Annotated in this window: 22 protein-coding genes; 12 read left to right on the top strand and 10 right to left on the bottom strand. The window is 58.6% G+C overall.

The features are described 5' to 3' along the window. Window positions 1-29 precede the first annotated feature (29 nt). Window positions 30-440: a DUF6896 domain-containing protein gene (locus ICY20_RS15005; protein WP_194937844.1), complete on the bottom strand. Its 411-nt coding sequence runs from the start codon at window positions 438-440 to the stop codon at window positions 30-32. Continuing rightward, window positions 437-5059, bottom strand: a complete 4623-nt coding sequence (locus ICY20_RS15000; RefSeq protein ID WP_194937843.1) for an RHS repeat-associated core domain-containing protein — start codon at window positions 5057-5059, stop codon at window positions 437-439. The genes ICY20_RS15005 and ICY20_RS15000 overlap by 4 nt, the downstream gene beginning before the upstream one ends. Window positions 5060-5312: 253 nt before the next feature. Between ICY20_RS15000 and ICY20_RS14995 the strand changes: the two genes are divergently transcribed. Continuing rightward, window positions 5313-7808, top strand: a complete 2496-nt coding sequence (locus ICY20_RS14995; protein ID WP_194937842.1) for a TonB-dependent siderophore receptor — start codon at window positions 5313-5315, stop codon at window positions 7806-7808. An 80-nt stretch (window positions 7809-7888) separates the two neighbouring features. Next, entirely contained in the window at window positions 7889-8218 is a 330-nt protein-coding gene (locus ICY20_RS14990; protein WP_159962430.1) for a hypothetical protein, read from the top strand. 4 nt (window positions 8219-8222) lie between these two features. On the opposite strand, the gene ICY20_RS14985 is transcribed toward ICY20_RS14990, so the two are convergent. Further along, window positions 8223-9122: a LysR family transcriptional regulator gene (locus ICY20_RS14985; protein ID WP_194937841.1), complete on the bottom strand. Its 900-nt coding sequence runs from the start codon at window positions 9120-9122 to the stop codon at window positions 8223-8225. A 109-nt stretch (window positions 9123-9231) separates the two neighbouring features. Between ICY20_RS14985 and ICY20_RS14980 the strand changes: the two genes are divergently transcribed. Beyond that, the gene (locus ICY20_RS14980; protein ID WP_194937840.1) at window positions 9232-10281 is read left to right on the top strand and encodes an AbrB family transcriptional regulator; all 1050 of its coding nucleotides are present in this window, start codon (window positions 9232-9234) and stop codon (window positions 10279-10281) included. Between the two features lie 303 nt (window positions 10282-10584). Here ICY20_RS14980 and ICY20_RS14975 read toward each other — a convergent pair whose 3' ends face one another. After that, a complete protein-coding gene (locus tag ICY20_RS14975) occupies window positions 10585-11529 on the bottom strand; it encodes a sensor domain-containing diguanylate cyclase (protein WP_159962427.1) in 945 nt (314 codons plus the stop codon). A 246-nt stretch (window positions 11530-11775) separates the two neighbouring features. On the opposite strand from ICY20_RS14975, the gene ICY20_RS14970 reads away from it, so the two are divergent. Continuing rightward, window positions 11776-12024 carry a DUF1652 domain-containing protein gene (locus ICY20_RS14970; protein ID WP_159962426.1) on the top strand — a complete coding sequence of 83 codons (249 nt, stop codon included), beginning with the start codon at window positions 11776-11778 and terminating at the stop codon, window positions 12022-12024. On the opposite strand, the gene ICY20_RS14965 is transcribed toward ICY20_RS14970, so the two are convergent. Beyond that, window positions 12021-12161 (bottom strand): hypothetical protein, encoded by a 141-nt coding sequence (locus ICY20_RS14965; RefSeq protein ID WP_194937839.1) that lies wholly within the window; start codon window positions 12159-12161, stop codon window positions 12021-12023. The two genes, ICY20_RS14970 and ICY20_RS14965, sit on opposite strands and share 4 nt — an antisense overlap. Before the next feature lie 225 nt (window positions 12162-12386). Here ICY20_RS14965 and ICY20_RS14960 point away from each other — a divergent pair, with 225 nt between their 5' ends. The 4 genes from ICY20_RS14960 to ICY20_RS14945 are packed head-to-tail and all read left to right on the top strand — an operon-like array spanning window position 12387 to window position 14233. Further along, a complete protein-coding gene (locus ICY20_RS14960) occupies window positions 12387-12698 on the top strand; it encodes a YXWGXW repeat-containing protein (protein ID WP_159962425.1) in 312 nt (103 codons plus the stop codon). Between the two features lie 37 nt (window positions 12699-12735). Then, complete coding sequence (locus tag ICY20_RS14955) at window positions 12736-13314, top strand: RNA polymerase sigma factor (RefSeq protein WP_194937838.1); 579 nt, start codon at window positions 12736-12738, stop codon at window positions 13312-13314. Next, window positions 13311-13742: a hypothetical protein gene (locus ICY20_RS14950; RefSeq protein ID WP_194937837.1), complete on the top strand. Its 432-nt coding sequence runs from the start codon at window positions 13311-13313 to the stop codon at window positions 13740-13742. Before ICY20_RS14955 ends, ICY20_RS14950 begins: the two co-directional genes overlap by 4 nt. After that, a complete protein-coding gene (locus tag ICY20_RS14945; protein WP_194937836.1) occupies window positions 13739-14233 on the top strand; it encodes a periplasmic heavy metal sensor in 495 nt (164 codons plus the stop codon). Before ICY20_RS14950 ends, ICY20_RS14945 begins: the two co-directional genes overlap by 4 nt. 65 nt (window positions 14234-14298) lie before the next feature. Here ICY20_RS14945 and ICY20_RS14940 read toward each other — a convergent pair whose 3' ends face one another. Further along, window positions 14299-14613 carry an SCP2 sterol-binding domain-containing protein gene (locus ICY20_RS14940; protein ID WP_065880674.1) on the bottom strand — a complete coding sequence of 105 codons (315 nt, stop codon included), beginning with the start codon at window positions 14611-14613 and terminating at the stop codon, window positions 14299-14301. 55 nt (window positions 14614-14668) lie between these two features. After that, window positions 14669-15379 carry a histidine phosphatase family protein gene (locus ICY20_RS14935; RefSeq protein WP_194937835.1) on the bottom strand — a complete coding sequence of 237 codons (711 nt, stop codon included), beginning with the start codon at window positions 15377-15379 and terminating at the stop codon, window positions 14669-14671. 196 nt (window positions 15380-15575) lie between these two features. Here ICY20_RS14935 and sohB point away from each other — a divergent pair, with 196 nt between their 5' ends. Both sohB and ICY20_RS14925 read left to right on the top strand, forming a co-directional pair. Further along, window positions 15576-16601: a protease SohB gene (gene sohB / locus ICY20_RS14930; protein ID WP_194937834.1), complete on the top strand. Its 1026-nt coding sequence runs from the start codon at window positions 15576-15578 to the stop codon at window positions 16599-16601. A gap of 425 nt (window positions 16602-17026) precedes the next feature. Further along, window positions 17027-18583: a TerC family protein gene (locus ICY20_RS14925; protein WP_159962419.1), complete on the top strand. Its 1557-nt coding sequence runs from the start codon at window positions 17027-17029 to the stop codon at window positions 18581-18583. On the opposite strand, the gene ICY20_RS14920 is transcribed toward ICY20_RS14925, so the two are convergent. From ICY20_RS14920 to ICY20_RS14910, 3 genes are all read right to left on the bottom strand, one after another. Continuing rightward, a complete protein-coding gene (locus ICY20_RS14920; RefSeq protein ID WP_194937833.1) occupies window positions 18564-19643 on the bottom strand; it encodes a GGDEF domain-containing protein in 1080 nt (359 codons plus the stop codon). The two genes, ICY20_RS14925 and ICY20_RS14920, sit on opposite strands and share 20 nt — an antisense overlap. Before the next feature lie 69 nt (window positions 19644-19712). Beyond that, entirely contained in the window at window positions 19713-20048 is a 336-nt protein-coding gene (locus ICY20_RS14915) for a thioredoxin family protein (protein WP_159962417.1), read from the bottom strand. Between the two features lie 72 nt (window positions 20049-20120). Next, the gene (locus ICY20_RS14910; protein ID WP_122488053.1) at window positions 20121-20369 is read right to left on the bottom strand and encodes a hypothetical protein; all 249 of its coding nucleotides are present in this window, start codon (window positions 20367-20369) and stop codon (window positions 20121-20123) included. Between the two features lie 333 nt (window positions 20370-20702). Here ICY20_RS14910 and ICY20_RS14905 point away from each other — a divergent pair, with 333 nt between their 5' ends. Continuing rightward, window positions 20703-21551, top strand: coding sequence for a transporter substrate-binding domain-containing protein (locus ICY20_RS14905; RefSeq protein WP_194937832.1), 849 nt, complete (start codon window positions 20703-20705; stop codon window positions 21549-21551). A 46-nt stretch (window positions 21552-21597) separates the two neighbouring features. Beyond that, entirely contained in the window at window positions 21598-22260 is a 663-nt protein-coding gene (locus tag ICY20_RS14900; protein ID WP_122488055.1) for an amino acid ABC transporter permease, read from the top strand. Window positions 22261-22264 lie beyond the last annotated feature (4 nt).

The raw sequence follows: 22264 nt of genomic DNA, 5'->3' as shown, positions 1-22264 counted from the left end.
CGACCTGATCAAGCGATCAGGTCCAGCGGTTAAGGTTGCATAAAGTACAAGTTGGATATGGATTCGTTAATTTTTTGAGCTTTGCCTTTTTTCAAATACTCGTCAAACTCACGATCCAGAAATTCTTTATCAGTATATTTCTTAAACTTTCGTGGCACTTCACATGCGTACATATACAGTCGCCAAGGGTCGAATCCGTCAACCCTACCGTCTGGGCCGTAATCAAAGTCAACACATATCTCAGACAGGCAAACGCTGCAACCAATCCCATGCAGTTCGTAAGTTACGTCGTCGGTGACTGAACCTCTTTGTGGGATTTTGTTGGATCGCCAAAGCCTCAGAATGTTTTTGGTTCCAAATGACTGCTCAAGCAGGTCTGTCGCTTTTTGTACCTGCGCTAAATACTCCGTGATCAAGTTTTCTAAGGTTGGTGTTTTCATCGCCTTGGCCTATCCAATCTATCGAGTCCAACCGCATTTGACGCATCTATAACTTCTTGCGTGCTGTTGAACGTGCTTTTGTGGGTTTCGATGTCCCTGATTAGCTTTATCGTAACAGGTGTATGTGTCTGTCTTGCAGCAGCAGTTCTGTGGTGCCCGTCAATAATATAGCGCCGCTCATTATGTTCGACCACTTCAATGGGTTCGTTAATGTCATATCCGTTGCTTCGCATTTTGTGGGAAATTTCCTCAACTTTCTTGGTTGACCGTTTTCCTTCAATGCTGTGGGTTCTGTCTAAAGTTTTAGCATCGACTCCATGGACAAGAGGGGTAGAAGGAAGCCCTTCATCCACACTGGCTTTATGGGTCGAGGGCTCAACACTTGTTTCTGGTTTACAACCATCTCCACCTGGACAAGCGTTCAGCCCGAGCGGGTCTATCCATCCCGTAGGGTTGGATGCGTACTGATACCCGTTGATCCCACCCGCCAACTTAACCGGATCGGGCGTCAGGTAACGACCAAGGTCCGGATTGTAGTAGCGATGGCGGTTGTAGTGCAGGCCGCTTTCTTCGTCGAAGTACTGGCCTTGGAAACGCAGTGGATTGTCGATTTTTCCGATGTCGAGTCGGGAGATTTCGCCGTAGGCGCGGTAGTGGGCAGACCAGACTATTTCGCCCTCGGGAGTGGTGAGTTCCTGGGGTGTGCCGAGGTGGTCGAGTTGGTAGTGGTAAGGTTTGGTGGCTTTGGGGCCGTAGCCTTCCAGTAGTACCAGCGGGCGAAAGCTGTCGGGCTCGTAGATATAACTGCGGTATTTATCTTTGTGGTGTTCGGCGATCAGTTTGTCGCCTTGCCAGAAGAACTCCGTGGTGATGCCATCGATGGTTTTGCTGACGCGTCGGCCAAATGGGTCATAGCGGTAGCTGGCGGTTTGGCCGTTGGGTTTTTTGACTTCGACTAACCGATGTTGGCAGTCGTAGCGGTATTCAGTGACGAGTTGATGACCCTTGCCGCGTCGCTCGCGGATGAGGTTGCCGAAGGCGTCGTAGTCGTAGTGGTTGTCGCCCTGTATCAGCAGACGATTGCCGGCCACGATGTCGGGGCCGGGGCGGTCTTGCATTAGCAGGTTGCTGGCTGGATCGTGGGCGAAGCGCTCTTGCAGGTCTTGGCAATGATCGGCGCGTGTCAGGCGGTTGAGTGGGTCGTACTGGTAACGGTGCTCGCCTTTGCGGGTGTCGAGCAGGCGGGTGAGGTTGCTGGATTTGTCGTAGTCGTATTGGCGTTGGTAGAGGTAGTGATTTTGTTGGGTGACGGCGTGGGCGTGGAGGCGCTGTTGGTCGTCGTAGTGGTAGTGGCTAAGGAGTTGACCTTGTTGGCGTTGGTGTTCCTGGCCGGATTTGAAGAGGTGCGAGGTAAGGGGTGAACCGTTGAGTTCTACAGTGGCGAGGTGGCCGCCTTTGGCGTGATTGAAGACGAGGCGATTGTTGTCGGGCAGGCGCAGGTTTTTGAGCTGACCGCAGGCGTCATAGCCGTAACGCAAGGTGCCCCAGCCTTGGTGCTCGGCGGTGAGACGGTTTTGTTGATCGTATTCGTAGGCTAAAAACCAGTGGCTGTCGTCGACGCTAAGGAGATTGCCCTGGCGGTCGTAGGCGTAGTCAACAACACTGCTGTCGGGAAGAGTTTTTCGTACGAGTCGCCCGGCGTGATCCCGCTCGTAGCGGGTAATGAGCTGACTGCCGTCATCGCCATGCTCGGTCTTTTCCTGGAGGTTGCTATTGAGGTCGTAGACGTAAGCAGTGCGCTGGCCGTCGAATCCGGTTTCCTGTTGGATCAGGCCACTAGGGTGATACTGCAACCGGTAGGTTTCACCGACCTCGTTTTCAATCTCGGTCAGCAACAACCGAACGTTGTCGTAGCGGTATTTAACCTGGGTGCCGTCAGCGTTGATGCGACGGCTGATCAGGTGCAGCCCATCCGCGTATTCGTAGCGCGTGACGCGCCCAAGTTCATCGCGCACGGCGGTGATTTTTCCGTAGGGGTTGTAGCTGTATTCCCTACAAGCACCGCCCGGTAAAACGATTCGAACCAAGCGCCCGACGCTGTCCCACTGATATTGGGTCAGCGCACCGTGCTCGTCCTCACGCGCAACCTGCCGCCCAATATCGTCATAGCGATAGCGCTTGATACCGCCGTTGGGCAAATGTTCTTCAGTGAGCTGTCCGCGCGAATTCCAGACCAGCCGCTGGCTACTGTTATCCGGGTACCAAACCCCAATCAGCTGCCCGTGTTTGTTGTAGGTGTAATCGGTGAAATGCCCATCAGGATCAATCCTGCGCGTGATATCGCCCTGATCATTTCTTTCATACTTCCAAACCGCCTCACCACGCCGAACAACCCGTACGAAACCGTTGTCATGCTCGTAGGTCGTCGGCTCATCATCCCCCGGAAAAAACGCAACCAAACGCCCGGCGTCGTCGTACTGATACGCCGTCACCGCTCCCAGCGGGTCTTGCTCGACCGTCAGCCGGCCCTTGTCGTCGTAGGACTTGAAGTGCTCCGCACCGTCCGGATCAACCCGCTGCACCAGCCTTGCGCGCTGGTCATGCACATAGACTTCCTGGCTGCCATCGGCGTTAAACACTGTTACGTGGTCGCTGTCGTCCCAGGTGTAGCGCGTGTCCATTTGCGAAAAACTGGCCCAGTGCCGGACACATCGCGCCGCCTTGCCAGATCTTTCCCACTCCCAGAAGAAACTCGCCCCACCGGCTAGGCCGCGCTCAAGAATGACGTGCTGGTCGTCGTATCGATAAGTCTCGCTTTCGCCTACAGCGTTGGTCGCTGAAACCAACCTTCCAAGTGCGTCATAGGCGTAGGAAACAACGCTTTGTTCGGTCACCCAGACGTAGGGCTCATAACCCTTTGCCCGTTGAATCTGGTAATCCACCGCCACGATGCGGTCGGCCGAGTAGCGCAAAAACAACGAGCGCCCAACACCGTTATCTATTCGCTCAATACGCCCCAAAACGTCACGGGAAACACGCAGGCGGTTGCCATACGCATCGCTGATCGCTGTCAGCGACCCGTTAACGAAATGGTAAAAACGCGACGCTTGAGCCAGCACCAATTCATCCGGCTTTTCGCCCAGATAGATTGCCGCTTCGGCCAAGCTATTGGTAATCGCAGGCCGAGAAGAAGAGGGCAAGGGCAGGACAATCGACCGATTTTCATGGTCCGTCCACACCACCGATTCACCGGAAACCTGAAGTCGATGCGCCAGCGAGTGGCTCCAACCAAACCCCAACCCGCAATCCACTTCCACGGCACTGGTGCGGTACAACCGGGTCCACTCAAACGGCAAAATCCCGTCCAGCGAACCGTCAACCAACGTCAACAATTCTTCCCCGGTAACCATCGACACCGGGCAGCCGTTGGTAGCGGTTTTATCCGCACTTGAAGCCGCTTCGCCGTTCTGGTTTTTCCCAGAAGCAGGCACATCGTCAACGTGTTCTTTTTTTACAGGCGCCGCGTTCTGCCGCGCCTTCCAGCGCATCTGCATCGTGCCTTGCTTTAACCCGCCAACCACCCCGCGAACCGCCACCGCTTTGTAGCGATCCACCGCCTGCATAAACTTGCTCAGAATCTCCAGCAGCCCTTTAACAAAACTCACAGCAGCTTGAAGAATCTGCTTGCCGTACCTGACCAATCGCAACGTCAAATACGCCACACCTGCCGCCTGCAACGCGATGGTCAGCACCACCGCAATCACCAGATCAATCAACAACGACACCACCAACCCCGCCGCGACCTCGGCGAGCGCACTGGGCGGCAAAGCGTCGAGCCACACCATCGCCGTGCGCAGCAGCAGAAACAGCGCCGCTTCATCACTGGCCAGCAGCATCGCCTGCGCCATGACCTTGGGTGCATCGGTGGCGATTTTTGCCAACGAAGCGGCTTGCGCGCCCAGCTCTTCGACGTACTTCAACGGGTCTGCAAGAATCGCCTGCACCAGCTTGATGCTGTCCCACACATCACGAATTGCCGCCCAACTGCCTGCCAGTAACCCGCTGCCAATCGCGCTGGCGGTGGACTGTTCCCAGTAGGGCCGAAAATCTTTCCATTGCCCGCGAAGCCACTGCTCCAGATCCGCCGTCAGCCCGGCGTAGGAGGCAAACAACGCGTCCACCTGCTCAGCAGAAACCCCGCCCTGAACCCTTACTTGGTAATGCCCTCCAGCCGCGCAGTGGTGTGAGCCCTTACCGTGCTCATCGAGCATGATCACGGTTGAACTGCCGTCATCGAGCCCGATCACTTCGACCGGAATCTCACCAATCGGCACGTCATACACTGACTCGAATTTGCTTTCGATCTTCAGCTCACCGCCGAGCTCGCACATGGCAACAGCGCCGATAAAATCCGGATCAGTCATGCTCACCGACCGCTGCGAATCCCCCACCCGCAGCACCCGATCCATCCCCAGCAACGACGGCAAGTCCGCCGCATGACTCACCGAATCCAACGCACGCGCATACCAGGCGTTCATCTGCTGGCGATAGATCCCCAGGCTCTGATGAAAACCATCGAGTTCATGTTCGATAAGGGCAATGTGGGAAGCGTTGGTCATCCGTGACGTCTCGGCAGAGGGCAAGGCGTCGGAGAATGCCGCAGTAAAAAGCGGCTGGATGAACGGCAGGAAAAATCAGAAAAGGCTCACCGGGGACGGGGCAAAACCGCAAGAAAGCCACTCAAAAAGCTACACAAAAAACCGATCCCGCTGATTGCCGAACACTTTCTCAAATAAAAGTAGATCTCATCCTTGCCCGATTTCTCGACCTGGCCGTCATGGTTAATAGAACCTCCATTACGCAGGATTTCCCATGTCGCGCCTTGCTCGTCCCTTGCATCCACTGGCCTTGTCCGTGGCGATGGCTTTTGCCGCTGTACCGTTGCTCACCGTTCAGTCCTCCTTCGCCGCAGAAACCAGCAGCGCTGTGCGCGCCTTCTCGATTCCTGCCGGTGACCTGAGCCAGGCCCTTAACAGCCTGGCCGAGCAAGCGGGGCTGGTACTGGCGTTTGATGCAAGCCTGACCCGCGGCAAGCGCAGCAATGGCCTGAGTGGGCAATACGACACCGACGTGGCCCTGAACCAATTGCTGGCCGGCAGTGGCCTGCAAGCCGTGAAGATTTCCGCCGATCGCTACCGCCTTGAAACCATCCCGGATAACGGTGGCGCCATGGAGCTTCAGGCCACCACCATCAGCGGCGCCTACCAGGCCGAGAGCCCGACCGGGCCGGTGGCGGGTTATGTAGCAACGCGCAGCCTGTCGGGCACGAAGACCGATACGCCGATTATCGAAACGCCGCAGTCGATCTCGGTCGTCACCAAAGACCAGATGCGTGCGCAAAACGCCGAGAGCCTCAATCAGATCCTGCGCTACAGCGCCGCTGTGGTCCCGGAAACCCGTGGTGCCACCGCATCGCGTCTCGACCAGTTGACCATCCGCGGTTTCTCGCCGGCGACTTACCTTGATGGCCTGCGCATGCCATCAAGCCGTGACGCCTTGCCGCAAAAGGATGCTTTCGACCTGGAACGCGTTGAAGTGCTGCGTGGCCCGGCCTCGGTTTTGTACGGGCAGGGCACGCCCAGCGGTGTGATCAACATGGTCAGCAAGCGCCCGCTGGACACGCCGTTCCATGAGATTGGCGTGGAATACGGCACCTTCGACAAGAAGCGCACCACCTTTGACCTGAGTGGGCCGATTGACGATCAGGGTGTGTATTCCTACCGCGTGGCCGGCCTTTTCGACGATGCAGATGGGCAGGTCGAACACACTGAAACCCGTCGCCAGTCGCTGTCCACGGCTTTTACCTGGCGGCCGGATGAAAACACCTCGCTGACCCTGCTCGGGCATTTCCAGAAGGACCCCAAGGGCGCGTCCTACGGTTCCGTACCGGCTTGGGGCTCGGTGTTGCACAGCCCTGTGGGGCGCGACATCGATGTGGATTTTTATGACGGTGAGAAGGGCTTCGAGAAAAGCGACCGCGAGTATTACTCTATCGGCTACGCCTTCGAACATCACTTCGACGATGTGTGGACCGTACGCCAGAACGCGCGCTACCTGCATACCGAAGGGCAGTACCGCAGCCTCTACAGCAATGTGTTGTTGTCGGATTACCGCACCATCCAGCGTTCGACCATCGCCAGTGATGTCGACATGGATGCCTACGCGCTCGACAACCAGCTTCAGGCCAAATTCGATACGGGCCCGTTGCAACATACCTTGTTGATGGGGTTGGACTACCAATACACCAACACCGATACCTTGTCGGGCTCGGGCGTGTACAAGGCTGGGCCGACCCTCGATATTTTCGACCCAGTGTACGGCGCTGCGGTGCCGGTACCGGCTTACACCTCCGACGTCACGTCGCGTAGCGAACAGACGGGCGTGTACTTGCAGGAGCAGATGAAGTGGGACAAGTGGGTGTTGTTGATGGGAGGCCGCTATGACTGGGCAAGCACCGATAGCAGCACGCTGAGGGCGGGCGCCAAGTCCAAATCGTCGCAGGATGACAAAGCCTTTACCGGGCGAATTGGTCTGGTCTACCTATTCGATAATGGCCTGGCGCCTTATGCCAGCTATTCCGAGTCGTTCCAGCCGCAGTCGGGTACGGGGTATGAAGGGGCGGTGTTCCAGCCGACCGAAGGCAAGCAATACGAAATTGGCATCAAGTACCAGCCGCCAGGCAGCAATAGTTTTATCAGTGCGGCAATCTTCGACCTGCGCCAGACCAATGTACTGACCACCGACCCGGACCCTCAGCACATCTGCGGCAGCGGCCGCTGCCAGAGTCAGGACGGCGAAGTGCAATCGCGTGGTTTTGAACTGGAAGGCAAGGCCAGCCTCAATGACAACCTCGATATCACGGCAGCTTATGCGTACTTGGACAACCGCATCAGCCAGTCCAACAACACCGTACGCTACTCACCTATCGGCGACATTGGCGAAGGCCCGACGCTCTCGGCCAAAGGCACCACCACCTACGCCGTACCGCGCCACACAGCCTCGGCCTGGGCCGACTACACCTTCCACGACGGCCACCTCAAAGGCTTTGGCGCCGGTGCCGGTGCGCGTTATGTCGGTTCGTCCTGGGGCGATACCGCCAATACCCTGAAAGTGCCGGGCTACACCTTGTTCGACGCGGCGGTGCATTACGACATCCCCAACATCACCAGCCTCAAGGACAACCTGCGCCTGGCCCTGAACGCTACCAACCTGGCGAATAAAGAGTACGTCGCGTCGTGTTATTCCTACTCGTGGTGCTGGTATGGCTCACAACGCACTGTGCAGGCGAGTGCCACTTATCAGTGGTAATAAGGCAATTTAATGGCCCCCTTGTAACAAAATCCTCGCCAGAATCGCGTTTATTTTCAGGTGGTTAGGTGGGGATGCAAATGCGCAATGTTGGAATCATGCTGATCGCCTGCTCCCTGGCCGGCGGCGCAGCTACCGTGCAGGCACGGGAGCTGCGCGAAGGTGACAAGTACATGTGCAGTTGGGGCGCCGGCACCGCCGCCAGGGCCCAGGAACTCAAGCTTTCGGGGGTGTCGCTGTACGCGGCGCGGCAGAAGATCCAAACCATCAAGTTCAACAAATCGTGGATGCGCATGATGGCCATGGGCATCACCGAGCAGACCTACGACAGCCGTTCACGGCTCAAGCCCGAAGCGATCCGCCAGGGTTTTTATCAGGATTGCGTGCGCTACAAAGTCGCGCGCAAATAGCGGCTCAATGCGAGAGCGGCGAGCTGGCATCTTCCTGGAAATACACCTTCGCCGTTTCAATAAACCGCCGATTGGCCTGGGACAGGTATTCACTGGCGCGCCAGCACAGGTTGAAATGCATGAACTGCGCGGGCTCGAACGACACCCCGACCAGCCCCGCCTCTTGCTCTTGAACCGAACGCAGCAGGGTGGAGACACCCATTCCACTGCGGGTGGCAGCGATCACCAGCGGTACGAAGTTGCTTTCCAGGGCGATGTTGAAACGCACGCGGGCATGGCTGCAAAACCCATCCAGCAGGTGGCGTTGCAAAAAGGTGTTATCGAACACCAGCATCGGCTCACCCCGCAGTTGCTCTGGGGTGATCGATGAAGCCCCTGCAAGCGCGTGCTGTTGGGCCATGCACAACACCATCTCATCACTGCCCAGCAACACCGACTCCCAATCCGGGTCAACCCGTCGCGACTCCAGCAGCGCCACATCAATAGCCCGCGTGGCCAGGCGCTCGCTGATGTCATCGGCACTGCCTTCCACCACGTGCATGGCAATACCGGGGTATTGGGCGCGGAACTGCATCAGCAGTTCGGGAATATGGCGGATGCCGTACATCGGCGGAATGCCAACGCGAATTTCGCCGCTGTGCAAGTGCGTCAGGTCTTGCAGCTCACGCCGGGCACCTGCCAACCCCTCCAGGCACGCCTCAGCGCGGGCCAGGAACAAACGGCCTTCGGCGGTGACGCTGATCTGGCGTGTGGCACGGTTGAACAGCGCCACGCCCAGCTCATCCTCCAACCTGCCCACCGCCATGCTCAACGCCGGTTGTGCCACGTGCAGCGCCTGCGCCGCCTTGGTGAAGCTGCCTTGGCGGGCGATCTCGACGCAGTATTCCAGGGCTTTAAGGTTCATACCGGCTCGCATAACAAAGAGTGATGACTTGCTTCACAAATGGATATTTTTTGTGATGGTGGCAAGTCTATAACCTGTCGGCACTCTTCTCCAGACCGGGATCAACACGATGTTCAACCTTCGCCAGTATTGGCTCATCACTTTGATCGTAGGCGCATTGGGCGGCGTTGTGGCCAGTTGGGCGGGGTGGCCATTGCCCTGGGTGATCGGCTCGCTGCTGGCGGTGATGCTGACCCGCTGCGCCGGCGGCTCGGTACCGGAAATTCCTTACGGCCGCCAAGCTGGGCAACTGATTGTGGCGGTCGCCATTGGCTGCCATTTCACCTTGCCGGTGATGCAGCAAGTGGCGGCCCATCTTGGGCTGATCGTCACGGCTGTGTTGCTGACGCTGGTACTGGCGGTGTGTTCGGTGTTGATCCTGCATCGCTGGGGCGTGCCCTTTGGCACTGCGTTTTTCGCCCTGATGCCAGCCAACTCCAGCGAGATGGTGCACCTGGGTCGCCAGCGCCAGGCAGACACCAGTTTTATCGCGGCGTCCCATAGCATTCGGCTGTTGTTGATCGTGTTGACGGTGCCTGCGGTTGCGACCTTCGGCATGCCCGCCGTTAACGCCCCCGCGCCATTGCCTGTGATCTGGCCCTGGCTGATCTTCATCCTGGCGATGGGCTGGCTGGCGGCGCTTGGTTTCAAGCAGTGCAAACTGCCCAATCCCTGGACGTTCGGGCCTTTCTTGATCTGCGCGGTGGGGGTGGGCTGCAATAACCTGGCGATGAGCATGCCAGGCTGGCTCAGTGGCGGCGGCCAATTACTGATCGGTTGCGCACTCGGCGTGGCCTTTGACCGCAGCTTTTTGCGTCGCGCACCGGGCCTGCTGAGCAAGGTGTTGTTGCTGCTCGCAGGTTCTGTGGTCACCACTGCTCTGGCCGCATGGGCTCTGGGGCTCGGTTTGGGCATGCCATGGTTGTCGCTGGCCTTGGGCATGATGCCCGGCAGTGCGCCAGAGATGAGCCTCACTGCCGAAGCGTTAGGCCTGGGGGTGACGCTGGTGACGGCGATGCAGGTGATCCGCATGCTGTTGATCCAAGTGGCGTGCCTGCCGCTGTATCGTTTGCTGGGTCGGGAAACACAGCGGCAAACCCCGATCCCGCTGCACCCTTGAATAACTAGGGAGGCGCGGGAAGTGCAAACAAACGTTAATCAATAACCACGTTTTATTAGTGGAAATAGCGAACCTTATTGCACCAAAAAGTGGCAGCGATATAACGCCATACCTTTAAAAAAGTGTGGTTATTGAATGACTTACGGCTGTTTTATTCCGACGAAAGGAGTGAAATAGTCTTGTGACAGCTTTTCACTGTCGTTATGATGCGCGGGCGTTCACCTCCCACGGTTTATGCATTTTTAAATCCCAAGTTTCCATCAGCTACTTGGGATTTTTTTTGCCTGCGATTTGGCCCGATTATCAAAGTTGCTCTTCGCCAAACTCCGCACGCATTCGCCCATTGTGTTTGGCCCGGTACAGCAACTTGTCGACCTCTTCGACAAAACCCAGCATCGGGCTATCCGGCGTGACGGTTCGGGTGCCTACGCCCAGGCTCAGGGTCAACAGGTTCGAGACCGCTGAAAACCCATGCTCGATCTGCTGCTGGCGCACCAAGTGCAGGCAGCGTTGCGCCACTTGCCTGGCGGAGGCAGCGTCGGTTTCCGGCAGTAACCACACAAACTCTTCGCCGCCGATACGTGCGATGAAATCCCGTGGCCGGTTGGCTGCCTTGGACAGAGTGTGGGCCACCTGGCGCAGGCATTCGTCGCCCTTGATATGGCCGTAGTGATCGTTGTACTGCTTGAAAAAATCGATATCCAGAATGATCAATGACAGCGGCAGTTGGCTGCGCTGGGCACTGGCCCACTCGCGTTCGAGCACGGTGTCGAACATCCGGCGGTTGGCGATGCCGGTGAGGCCGTCCTGGTAGGAATACTCCTCAAGTTGTTTTTGCAGGCGCACCAGGTGTTCTTCAGTCTTCTTGCGCTCGCTGATATCGAACATGAAACCGATTAGCGCTTCGACCTCGCCGTCCTTGCGCACCACGTGCACCACATCGCGAATCCACACGTAGTCGCCCTTCACCGTCAGCGCCCGGTAGTCGGCCTCGTGGTCCACACCGGCGCGGGACTGGGACACGCAGAAATTCACCACGTACTCACGGTCATCCGGGTGCATGCGCTCGACCCAGTCGTCCACGCTGACCCAGCTTTGCGGCGTCCAGCCTAATAACGTCTCGATCTGCGGGCCGATATAGCTGAAGGTCATGGTCTGCCAGTCGATGCGCCAGGGGATGGCCTTGGTCGACTCCAGCAGCGTCTTGTACACGTCGCTGTCGGGCTGGCTCGGGGGGTCGATGCTCATGGGCGATGCTCGGGTGTGGGGGCAAAAGCCAAGAGCCTCTGGTGATCTTCGCCTTGAGTCAAGTGCTGGCCTGGCGAGCAGACGAGAGGTCGCCAAACAACTTTTATGGCGCCAGTATTTCGGCGATTTCGGGGCAAAATGAGGCGTGTATAACACTTTTGGATTAAGGGCTGGAGGCCGCGTAAAACCTCGTCTACGCTGCTGGCATCACAACAAGTGGGTGGGGCCCGGGGAAGGGTGCGGAGCATGATTTCAATCGTCGAATTCAATCGCATCATGGCATCGGGTTTTCTGCCGCTGGCGTGCGATTGCACGCAAAACAGCGATGGCTCACTGCGCATCAGCATTTTCGAGCCGGAGTCTGGTCGTGTCGACTTGCTGCTGACTTGTGTCTCCCCCGACGGTTTGGACAGCATCCGTTCCATCTCAAACCTGATTGGCGAACTGCGCACCGAGATCAAGGCCGGGCGCCGTGGTTTTGCGGCAGTAGGCTAGCCGTTGGCCTGGTGAGTGGGCGCATCGGCCGCGCCGTAGTAGCGCCAGCAGCAATGGCGGTGTTCCGGCAGAATAATGCAGCCGCTGAGGCTGACGATCAGCAGTGCGGCAACCAGCATGGAAAGTCGGCGGTACATGATGTTTCCTCTTGGGGTGATCGGCGTTAATCCTTCAACGTTGGCGCCTGCATAAATCCGTCGCGATGCTTTCAAACATTTCATCAAGCCCCTGGGTTTCCCGCGCAATACTGCCCTTGATCGCAGCCCGCAAATAAATCTCGCGGGGTGCGACGGATTTTTTTGGCCCCCACCGTTCAACCCATCAGCACTCGGCACTTTTGCCTATTGCATGAAGGAGTTGCCATGAGACCCCTGGCCCAATTGCGCTATGCCTTGCTTGCCCCGCTGGTGTTGACCGCGTTTGTGAGCACCCCAAGCTTTGCCCAGACCGAAATCATTATTCGCCAGGCACCGCCGGCGGAACGGGTGGAGATTATCCCCGCGCAGCGCCCTGGCTACGCCTGGGACCGTGGCCACTGGCAGTGGGCGCGGGGCGGGTACGCCTGGATGCCCGGCCACTGGCAGCCTGTGATGCATAACGCGCGTTGGGAGCCGGGCCACTGGCAATCACGCGGGCCCAACTGGTACTGGCGTGAAGGGCATTGGGTGCGCTGAAACCTGAGACTTGGCCTTTGTCCCGAGAGTTGCCCGATTGAAAGACACTGATCCGGACGTTGAGCTGCTGGCGCGTATCGGTAACAACGAACCCGCAGCCGTCAACGAAATGGTGACGCGCAAACTGCCGCGCCTGCTGGCGCTCGCCAGCCGGATACTGGGCGATGCCGACGAAGCCAAGGACGTTGCCCAGGAAAGCTTCCTGCGTATCTGGCGCCAGGCGGCCAGTTGGCGCAGTGGCGAGGCGCGTTTTGATACCTGGTTGCACCGCGTAGCGCTCAACCTGTGCCATGACCGCCTGCGCCGACGCAAGGAGCGTCCGCTGGACGAGGTGGCTGCGCTGCAACTGGCCGACAGCGCGCCGTCCCCGGACGAACAGCTTGAAGCGCTGGACCGCAGTGCACGCATGGCCGCTGCATTGGCGGCACTGCCCGAGCGCCAGCGCGAGGCCATTGTGCTGCAGTACTACCAGGAGCTGTCGAACATCGACGCCGCCGCGTTGATGAATATCAGCGTCGAGGCATTGGAGAGCCTGCTATCGCGGGCCAGGCGTCAGTTGCGTAGCCAACTCGCCGATACACCCGGGCTCGCCCGCCCAGGAAGGGGAAAACCATGACACCCGAACGATTTGTTCACTTGGCTGAAGCTTATGGCGCCGACCTGCACCGCTGGCCTGCTGCCGAACAAGCATCGGCCCAGACGCTGCTGGAGAGCGGTAGCAGTCTTGCCCGCAAGGCATGGGACGAGGCCCGTTGGCTGGATGCTCAGTTGGATAGCCATCCATTGGTTTTGGCCGATTCAGCGCTGGCCCGCCAGATACGCCAATCTGCCCCTGCGCGTGTTTCATTCTGGTCGCGCTATGCCCGTTGGTTGTCGCCGGTCGGCGTTGTGGGGGTGGGCATTGCCGGGATGATCACCGGAATACTGGTGGCATCCATGAGCGTTCCGCTGCCGATGTTGTCATCCGACGTGCTGCCCAGTGTCTTCGATCAAGGCGATGCGCAAGTTGTCTTTTCCGTCAACGCCGAGGAAGTCGAGCAATGACCGTCAGATCCCTCAAGCCGTGGTTGCTGGTGTCGCTGCTACTCAATGTGTTCCTGATCGGCGGGGTGGGCGGCGGCCTCTATCATTGGATGGCCCGCGCCGCGCCTGCCGAAGCCGTGGTGAACCAGCACGGCCTGCGCCAGGCCATGTTTAAGTTGCCTGTGGAACGCCGCAAAGAGCTGCGCCAACTGCTACGGCATAACCGCGCCGACAGCCAGCCGCTGATCATGGCCGGCCGCGAGGCGCGCATGGGCGTGATCAAGCAAATGGAGGCGTCGACCCTGGACCGCGATGCCCTGATGAGCGAGTTGACCAAGGCTCGTGAGGCCGATGCAGCGCTGCGCGCCCTGGTGGACTCGACGCTGGCGCAGTTTGCCAGCACCTTGCCCCGGGAAGAACGGCAACAACTGGTGGACGCGTTGTATTTGCGCGGCCAAGCCAACGGCCAGGGCACACTCATCGAAGCTGCCGGGAATAAACCGCGTTCGTGAGTGTAAAGAGGGCAAAAAAAATCCCGCCTTGAGGGGCGGGATCGCAATTCAGGGTTGCCCGTGAATCAAGAAGGGAACAGCTCGCTCAGCTTCATCGCCAGCATCATGTCGCCTTCGGTGCGCAGCTTGCCGCCCATGAAGGCTTGCATGCCGTCGGTGGAACCGTCGACGATGCCTTCCAGGGTTTCGCTGTCCATCACCAAGGTCACTTGGGCGTCAGGGTTCTCGCCTTCCTGCAGTTCACAGGTCTTGTCTTTGACGACCAGGGAGAAGTTCTTGGTGTCGTCGATGCGGAAACCGAACACCAGGTCCAGGCCGTCAGCGGCGGCTGGGTTGAATTTGGCTTTCATTGCTTCTACAGCTTTGGCTACGTCAGTCATGGTTCGATCCTTTAGGGTAGAGTCCAGTGACCTTGGGGTCACGGTTGGCCGCAGTTCATCGGAACGTGATGAGCTGCGGCGCCTTCAACAGTTGCAAGTGGGTATGACCGTTGAAGGAAGCCAGTGCCACCTCGCGACCACGGAATTTCAGCTGGTTGAGCGAGGTGTTAACAATTTGCCAGTTCAGTTCGAAGGCCTGCGCGGCAGGCATGTGGGTTATGAGATGGAGCAGGGCGGTGATGGTGCCGCCGGAGGTGAACACGGCGATTTTCTGCGCGTTGTCCGCCGCTTCAAGAATACGTTGCAGGCCACCCTGGACACGCTCCACGAAACCCAGCCAGCTCTCCAGGCCAGGTGGGTCATAGGTGCCGGCCAACCAGCGTTCAATGATCAGAGCGAAAATGCGCTGGAATTCGCTGCGGTTTTGCGCGGCATTGCGCAGGGTCTCAAGAGCATTGGGCTCGCTGCTGAGAAGGTCGGGCAGCAGGCCACGGATGATTGCATCGGCGTCGAATTCGTTGAAGGCACTGTCGACCTCAAGCGCCGGTACCGGCAGGCCAAGGGCGCTGTATTGATCGAAGGCAGCCGTGGCCGTGTGCTGCTGGCGGCGTAGGTCGCCGGCCACGCAGCGGTCGAACACCAGGCCCATGTCGGCCAGGTGGCGACCGAGCACTTGCGCCTGCTCCACGCCTATCGGGGACAGCACGTCATAGTCGTCTGCACCGAAGGAGGCTTGGCCATGTCGAATCAGATAGATGCTGCCCACGTCCGTTTTCCCGGTACGTTGAAAGTCTGGCGAGGTTATGAGGATGCCTGCGAGCTGTCAATGAAAAAACATACGCTTGTTTTAAAAGCGTGTTGGAACCCGATATTGCTGGCGGTTTGATCACTGGCCCCAACGCTGTGCCGTCGGTATGCTTGGGCGATTCCGCGCCTGGCGCACTGCACTTGTAAGGAGAACTATGGATTTTCTGGCCGAATACGCGAGCTTTCTGGCGAAGACCGTCACCCTGGTGGTCGCTATTCTGGTGGTACTGATCAGCTTCGCGGCCCTGCGCAGTAAAGGCCGTCGCAAATCCGCCGGCCAATTGCAGGTCAGCAAACTCAATGACTTCTACAAAGGCCTGCGTGAGCGCCTGGAGTCGACCCTGCTAGACAAAGACCAGCTCAAGGCTTTGCGCAAATCCGAAGGCAAGGCTGAAAAGAAGAAAGGCAAGCACAAGCCTGAAGCCAAGCCACGGGTGTTCGTGTTGGATTTCGACGGCGATATCAAGGCGTCGGCCACCGAGAGCCTGCGTCATGAAATCACCGCGCTGCTGAGCTTGGCGACCCCGAAGGATGAAGTGGTGCTGCGCCTCGAAAGCGGCGGCGGCATGGTGCACAGCTATGGTCTGGCGTCTTCGCAGCTGGCGCGTATCCGCCAGGCGGGTGTGCCGCTGACCGTGTGCATCGACAAAGTCGCGGCCAGTGGCGGCTACATGATGGCGTGCATCGGCGAGAAGATCATCAGCGCTCCCTTTGCCATCCTCGGCTCCATCGGCGTAGTGGCGCAGTTGCCCAACGTCAACCGCCTGCTGAAAAAACACGACATCGACTTTGAAGTGCTCACCGCCGGCGAGTACAAACGCACCCTAACCGTGTTTGGCGAAAACACCGAGAAGGGCCGCGAGAAGTTCCAGGAAGACTTGGACATCACCCATCAACTGTTCAAGAACTTCGTGTCGCGCTACCGCCCACAGTTGGCGATTGATGATGTAGCGACCGGGGAAGTGTGGCTGGGTGTTGCAGCGCTGGATAAACAGCTGGTGGACGAGCTGCAAACCAGTGACGAGTACCTGGCTACCAAGGCCAAGACTGCCGAGGTGTTCCATCTGCATTACGCCGAGCGCAAGAGCTTGCAGGAGCGCGTGGGCCTGGCAGCCAGCGGGTCGGTGGACCGGGTGTTGTTGACCTGGTGGAGCCGGTTGACCCAGCAGCGGTTCTGGTAACCCGATCTCAACTACTCAGATGACTCTTTGTGGGAGGGGCGGTGCGACGATTCGACTTGCCCCCGATTGCAGTGTGTCAGTCACTGCATTTGTTGACTGATCCACCGCTATCGGGGGCAAGTCGAATCGTCGCACCGCCCCTCCCACATTGGGTCTGTGAAGGGTCAGGTGGAGGGGTGTTACAGATTTTGTAATAGTTTTGGATTGTAGGAGAACAGGCTTTCGGCTGTAGGATTCAAGTCCTTTTTCAATTGCAGGACTTGCATGAACACCCTCTCGGAGCCCCCCAGTCGTCTTTCCCCAAGACATTCGCTGCTGCCGTTCCCGCTGAAGCATCCCGTATTCCGACTGCTAACCTTGTCCCGGTCCACTGATCGCGCTTTGCCGTGTCCGGCATTCTGAAAACTAGATAGAGATTTTAATAAATGGAATGGTTAGCGGATCCAACGGCCTGGCTCGGCCTGTTGACCTTGATTGTGCTGGAACTGGTGCTGGGTATCGACAACCTGGTGTTTATCGCGATCCTGGCGGACAAGCTGCCGCCGGAGCAGCGCGACCGTGCGCGGTTGATCGGTTTGTCCCTGGCATTGCTGATGCGCCTGGGCCTGCTGGCGAGTATTTCCTGGTTGGTGACCCTGACGCAGCCGCTGTTCGAGGTGTTCGACAAGAGCTTCTCGGGGCGTGACCTGATCATGCTGTTTGGTGGTGTGTTCCTGTTGTTCAAGGCCACCATGGAATTGCACGAGCGCCTCGAAGGCCATGTGGCCCAGCGCACGGGCAATGCCGCCTATGCGATGTTCTGGCCGATCGTGGCGCAGATCGTGGTGCTCGATGCGGTGTTCTCCCTGGATGCGGTGATTACCGCCGTGGGCATGGTGGACGAGCTGGCGGTGATGATGATCGCGGTGATCGTGTCCATCGGCGTGATGATTGTGGCGAGCAAGCCGCTGACCCGTTTCGTCAACGCGCACCCGACCGTGATCATGCTGTGTCTGGGCTTCTTGATGATGATTGGTTTCGCCCTGACGGCCGAAGGCCTGGGCTTCCATATTCCGAAAGGCTACCTGTACGCGGCCATTGGTTTCTCGATCCTGATTGAAGTGTTCAACCAGATTGCCCGCGCCCGTCGCAAGAAGTCGGCACAAGGCGTGTTGCCGGTGCGTGAGCGCACCGCCCATGCGGTCATGCGCTTGCTTGGCGGCCGCAGCCTGGCGGTAGAAGAAGTGGGCGAAGACGTGGCCGACTTGCTGGGCGAGGCGGATGCCAACCAGGGCCCGCTGTTTGATCGACGTGAGCGCGTGATGATCAGTGGCGTGCTGCAACTGGCCGAGCGGCCGATTCGCACCTTGATGACGCCGCGGGCCAAGGTCGACTTTATCGACTTGGCCGACGACCCCGAGAGTATTCGTCTGAAACTCATGCATTCGTCTTACTCACGCCTGCCGTTGATCCGCGATGGTGCGGTGGATGAGCCGCTGGGCTTTGTGCACAAAAAAGAGCTGCTCAAGGAGTACCTGGCCGGCAACGAGCCAAACCTGGAGCACTTGGCGCGCCGGGCGGTCAACCTGCTGGAGAGCTTCTCGGTGCTAAACGCCTTGGAGCAGATGCGTCAGGAGTCCACCCACATCGCCTTCGTGATCAACGAATTCGGTGACTTCATGGGGGTGTTGAGCATGACCGATATTCTCGAGTCCATCGCCGGTGAGCTGCCGGACGCCAGCGAAATCGAAGGGCCGGATATTGTCGAGGAGGGCGCAGGCTTTCGGGTCAATGGTGCGCTCAACCTCAACCATATCCGTCAACGCACCGGCTTGCAGGCCGTGGCCACCGAGGACTACCAGACCTTGGCAGGCCTGGTGATGAGCCTGTTGGACCGCCTGCCGGTGGTGGGCGACAGCCTGGTGTATGAGGGCTGGCGCCTGACCGTGGCAGCTGTTGAGGAGCGACGCGTGACCCAGGTGTCTATGGTGCGTGAAACGTAAACCGGTCCTTGCCTGCATGCTTTGACACGTACAGCGCCTGGTCCGCCTTGATCAGCGCCTGGTTCAGGGTTTCTCCATCCTCCACCCTGGCCAGGCCGATGCTGATGGTCACCGGGTGGTGGCTGGCCTCCTCGCGCACGCGGGCGCACAGCAGGTCTGCCAGGTGCGCCGCGTCTTCGCGGCGCACGCCTGCCAGGTAGATCGCGAACTCTTCACCGCCCAGGCGCGCGTAGTCGAAGTCGACCATCACTGCCTGGATATCCTGAGCGACGCGCTTGAGCACTTCGTCGCCGATGTCGTGGCCGTACTGATCATTCACTTTCTTGAAGTTGTCTATGTCGATCATCGCCAGGTAATGGTCGTGCGCGCGCGGCCGGTGGTCGAGTTTCTTGCCGGCACTGGTCATGAAGGCGCGGCGGTTGGGAATATCGGTCAGCGGGTCTACGTAGGCTTGGTTCAGCAGCAGCTTGGCCATGATGTAGTTGCTCAGCTTGAGCTGGCGCAGTTTCAGGAAGCTGTAGAGGGTCAGCAGGCTGAGAAAGGCGGCGTAAAACAACACCGTGGTGCCTTTGACTTCCAGCAGCGAGGTGTCGGTGAGATAGAACGGGTTGAGCACCACCCAGGTGATCAGCAGCGTGGCCGAGAATGACCAGCGGCACAGCGGAAGCACCGATGCGCTGTAGAGAATGGTCGAGGCGCCGAGGATCAGCCAGCCGGAGTGCAGGTCCATGGGCAGGCCTTCGATCACCAGGCGGATGCCGATGGCGATGATGCTGACGAATATCAGGTTGATCCACTGGAAGTGGCGGGCTTGTGTGTTGAAGGTCAGTACCAGCACGGTGATCAACAAGGCGCTTAAAAACATCACCGAATAGGCGGTAAAACCCTGGCCACCGCGAAAGCTCACGATCAGGTTGAACACCAGCCAGATGCTGATACTGGCCAGGTAGATCAGCAGGCAGAATGGCTTGAGTCGCTCGAAATCATGTTGGGCGAACTCAAGCTGCAAGGCGGGTGAGGGGTGTTTCTTCAGGACTTCGGCTTCAATGGTCTTGAACATTGCTGACCCTGATTCGGCTGAGACGGCTTTGAGCAGCGTAGACGTCTGTCAGGGGCGTGCAAGGTGCGGTTAAGCGTTCTCGGCGTAGCGCTTGAAGATCTCTTCGACCAGTTGTGGCTGGTCTTCCTCTGGGCCGAGCCCCTTGAATGTTTCCATCAGTGCCCCGTCTCGGTAGACCGCTAGGGTGGGGGTACCCGTCACTTCGGAGCGCCTGAGAGTTTCTGCGGTATCGAGTACCATGCTCTTGATCTGGGGATATTGACTGGCGACCCGTGTAAACAGAGGGCCTGCGTCAGCGCAAGCAGGGCAATGTTGTGAGACAAACAGCATGAACACCGGCACTGGCGTGTCCAGCACCCGTTGGAACTCCTCGTCAGTGTCGATGATAGCAGTGGCAATCCCCATGGCGATCTCCCTTTGGCGGCTTGGGTTTTGCCCACGCTAAACCGGGGTATTGCAGCCGTCTACTGTCAACCTTCACAGGTTGGCGTCACGCTCCAGGCGTTCGCGCTCCTTGCGTGCCTGGCCCGCGCACTTCTTGTATTCCTCGTTATCCCGGGAGGCCTTGGCCTTGCGGTAGCCGTGGTGATTCTGGCTGGTGTAGTTGGTGCTCAGGGCTTTATTGAGCTTGCGCAGTTCTTCTTTACAGTCACGGCGGTCGTTGCTGGCGTTGGCGCTTGCGGCCACCAGCAAAGACAGCAAAACCAGGGTAAGACGAAGCTTCATCGGGGCGGGGCCTTGTCGACAGGAATAGGTCAAGGCTAGCCCAGCGTGAGGTTTTTTCAACGTGGGGGCCTGCCCCGCACTGGTGCGCACTAACGCCGTTGTGGTGCGAGCGTGTGAGGCCTGTCACCGCAGTGTGTGGCCTTGGGTAGCAAGTCAGTGACCACTGCTGGCGTAAGGCCCTCTTGGCTCAAAATATTTATCTCGCTGATTTATAAGCTTTTTATTCCTCTCGTATTTTTCTGTTACTGCCTGTGGCACACTTTCTGCTGTCTATTCCGTTGTTACATACTAAGTTCCGGTATAGCGGAATACACAACCCCTGGAGTGCTTGTCATGCATCACCGACCTTCCGTGTTCAAAGCGTGTGTTTTTCTCTTCGCCGCATCGGCTTCCCTCGCAAGCGTTGTGCAGGCGGCGGACAGCAAGCTCGATGATGTGCTCAAGCGTGGGCATCTCATCGTGGGTACAGGCAGTACCAATGCGCCGTGGCACTTCCAGGGAGCGGATGGCAAGTTGCAGGGGTTTGATATCGACATCGGCCGCATTGTGGCCAAGGGCTTGTTCAACGATCCGACCAAGGTCGAGTTTGTGGTGCAGTCCTCTGATGCACGTATTCCCAACCTGCTGACCGATAAGGTCGACATGAGTTGCCAGTTCATCACCGTCACCGCCAGCCGTGCGCAGCAAGTGGCGTTCACCTTGCCGTACTACCGCGAAGGGGTGGGCCTGCTGCTGCCGACCAACAGCAAGTACAAAGAAATCGAAGACCTGCAAGCCGCCGGCGACGGCGTCACCGTAGCCGTGCTGCAAAACGTGTACGCCGAAGAGCTGGTGCACCAGGCCTTGCCAAAAGCCAAGGTCGACCAATACGACAGCGTCGACCTGATGTACCAGGCCGTGAACTCCGGCCGCGCCGATGCGGCCGCCACCGACCAGTCCTCGGTCAAATACCTGATGGTGCAGAACCCTGGCCGCTACCGCAGCCCGGCCTATGCGTGGAGCCCGCAAACCTACGCCTGCGCCGTCAAGCGTGGCGACCAGGACTGGCTGAACTTCGTCAACACCGCCCTGCATGAAGCCATGACCGGTGTGGAGTTCCCCACCTACAAGGCCTCGTTCAAGCAGTGGTTTGGCGTAGACCTGCCAGAGCCAGCGATTGGCTTCCCGGTTGAATTCAAGTGAATAACCGGGGCGCCCGCTGCGGCGCCCCATTCAGGTACTGCTGACCATGAACTATCAGTTGAACTTTGCCGCCGTCTGGCGCGATTTCGACACCTTGCTGGCGGGGCTCGGTCTGGGCTTGCAACTGGCATTGCTGTCGATCGCCATCGGCTGCGTGATCGGCTTGATGACGGCGTTTGCCATGCTGTCCAAGCACCGCGCCTTGCGCATCGTTGCGTCGGTGTACGTGACGGTGGTGCGCAATACGCCGATCCTCGTGTTGATTCTGTTGATCTACTTCGCGTTGCCCAGCCTTGGGATTCGGCTCGACAAAATCCCTTCGTTCATCATCACTCTGTCGTTGTACGCCGGGGCTTACCTGACGGAAGTCTTCCGCGCCGGGTTGTTGAATATTCCCAAGGGCCTGCGCGAAGCCGGCTTGGCCATCGGCTTGGGTGAGTGGCGTATCCGCGCCTATATCACCGTGCCGGTGATGCTGCGCAACGTGTTGCCCGCGTTGTCGAACAACTTTATTTCGCTGTTCAAGGACACCTCGCTCGCCGCCGCCATCGCGGTGCCGGAGCTGACCTATTACGCCCGCAAGATCAACGTCGAAAGCTACCGGGTGATTGAAACCTGGCTGGTCACGACCGCGCTCTACGTGGCTGCCTGTTACCTCATTGCCATGCTGCTCCGCTACCTGGAACAGCGTCTGGCGATACGTCGTTAAGGAG

The sequence above is a fragment of the Pseudomonas pisciculturae genome (assembly GCF_015461805.1).
Lineage (GTDB): Bacteria > Pseudomonadota > Gammaproteobacteria > Pseudomonadales > Pseudomonadaceae > Aquipseudomonas > Aquipseudomonas pisciculturae.
Note: the sequence above shows the minus strand (reverse complement) of the source record. Positions and strands in the feature narration are given on the sequence as shown.

Excerpts from the sequence above, each read along its gene's own strand:
- ICY20_RS15005 (WP_194937844.1), bottom strand. The coding sequence starts at position 440 with ATGAAAACACCAACCTTAGAAAACTTGATCACGGAGTATTTAGCGCAG.
- ICY20_RS15000 (WP_194937843.1), bottom strand. The coding sequence starts at position 5,059 with ATGACCAACGCTTCCCACATTGCCCTTATCGAACATGAACTCGATGGT.
- ICY20_RS14995 (WP_194937842.1), top strand. The coding sequence starts at position 5,313 with ATGTCGCGCCTTGCTCGTCCCTTGCATCCACTGGCCTTGTCCGTGGCG.
- ICY20_RS14990 (WP_159962430.1), top strand. The coding sequence starts at position 7,889 with ATGCGCAATGTTGGAATCATGCTGATCGCCTGCTCCCTGGCCGGCGGC.
- ICY20_RS14985 (WP_194937841.1), bottom strand. The coding sequence starts at position 9,122 with ATGAACCTTAAAGCCCTGGAATACTGCGTCGAGATCGCCCGCCAAGGC.
- ICY20_RS14980 (WP_194937840.1), top strand. The coding sequence starts at position 9,232 with ATGTTCAACCTTCGCCAGTATTGGCTCATCACTTTGATCGTAGGCGCA.
- ICY20_RS14975 (WP_159962427.1), bottom strand. The coding sequence starts at position 11,529 with ATGAGCATCGACCCCCCGAGCCAGCCCGACAGCGACGTGTACAAGACG.
- ICY20_RS14970 (WP_159962426.1), top strand. The coding sequence starts at position 11,776 with ATGATTTCAATCGTCGAATTCAATCGCATCATGGCATCGGGTTTTCTG.
- ICY20_RS14965 (WP_194937839.1), bottom strand. The coding sequence starts at position 12,161 with ATGTACCGCCGACTTTCCATGCTGGTTGCCGCACTGCTGATCGTCAGC.
- ICY20_RS14960 (WP_159962425.1), top strand. The coding sequence starts at position 12,387 with ATGAGACCCCTGGCCCAATTGCGCTATGCCTTGCTTGCCCCGCTGGTG.
- ICY20_RS14950 (WP_194937837.1), top strand. The coding sequence starts at position 13,311 with ATGACACCCGAACGATTTGTTCACTTGGCTGAAGCTTATGGCGCCGAC.
- ICY20_RS14945 (WP_194937836.1), top strand. The coding sequence starts at position 13,739 with ATGACCGTCAGATCCCTCAAGCCGTGGTTGCTGGTGTCGCTGCTACTC.
- ICY20_RS14940 (WP_065880674.1), bottom strand. The coding sequence starts at position 14,613 with ATGACTGACGTAGCCAAAGCTGTAGAAGCAATGAAAGCCAAATTCAAC.
- sohB (WP_194937834.1), top strand. The coding sequence starts at position 15,576 with ATGGATTTTCTGGCCGAATACGCGAGCTTTCTGGCGAAGACCGTCACC.
- ICY20_RS14925 (WP_159962419.1), top strand. The coding sequence starts at position 17,027 with ATGGAATGGTTAGCGGATCCAACGGCCTGGCTCGGCCTGTTGACCTTG.
- ICY20_RS14920 (WP_194937833.1), bottom strand. The coding sequence starts at position 19,643 with ATGTTCAAGACCATTGAAGCCGAAGTCCTGAAGAAACACCCCTCACCC.
- ICY20_RS14915 (WP_159962417.1), bottom strand. The coding sequence starts at position 20,048 with ATGGGGATTGCCACTGCTATCATCGACACTGACGAGGAGTTCCAACGG.
- ICY20_RS14910 (WP_122488053.1), bottom strand. The coding sequence starts at position 20,369 with ATGAAGCTTCGTCTTACCCTGGTTTTGCTGTCTTTGCTGGTGGCCGCA.
- ICY20_RS14905 (WP_194937832.1), top strand. The coding sequence starts at position 20,703 with ATGCATCACCGACCTTCCGTGTTCAAAGCGTGTGTTTTTCTCTTCGCC.
- ICY20_RS14900 (WP_122488055.1), top strand. The coding sequence starts at position 21,598 with ATGAACTATCAGTTGAACTTTGCCGCCGTCTGGCGCGATTTCGACACC.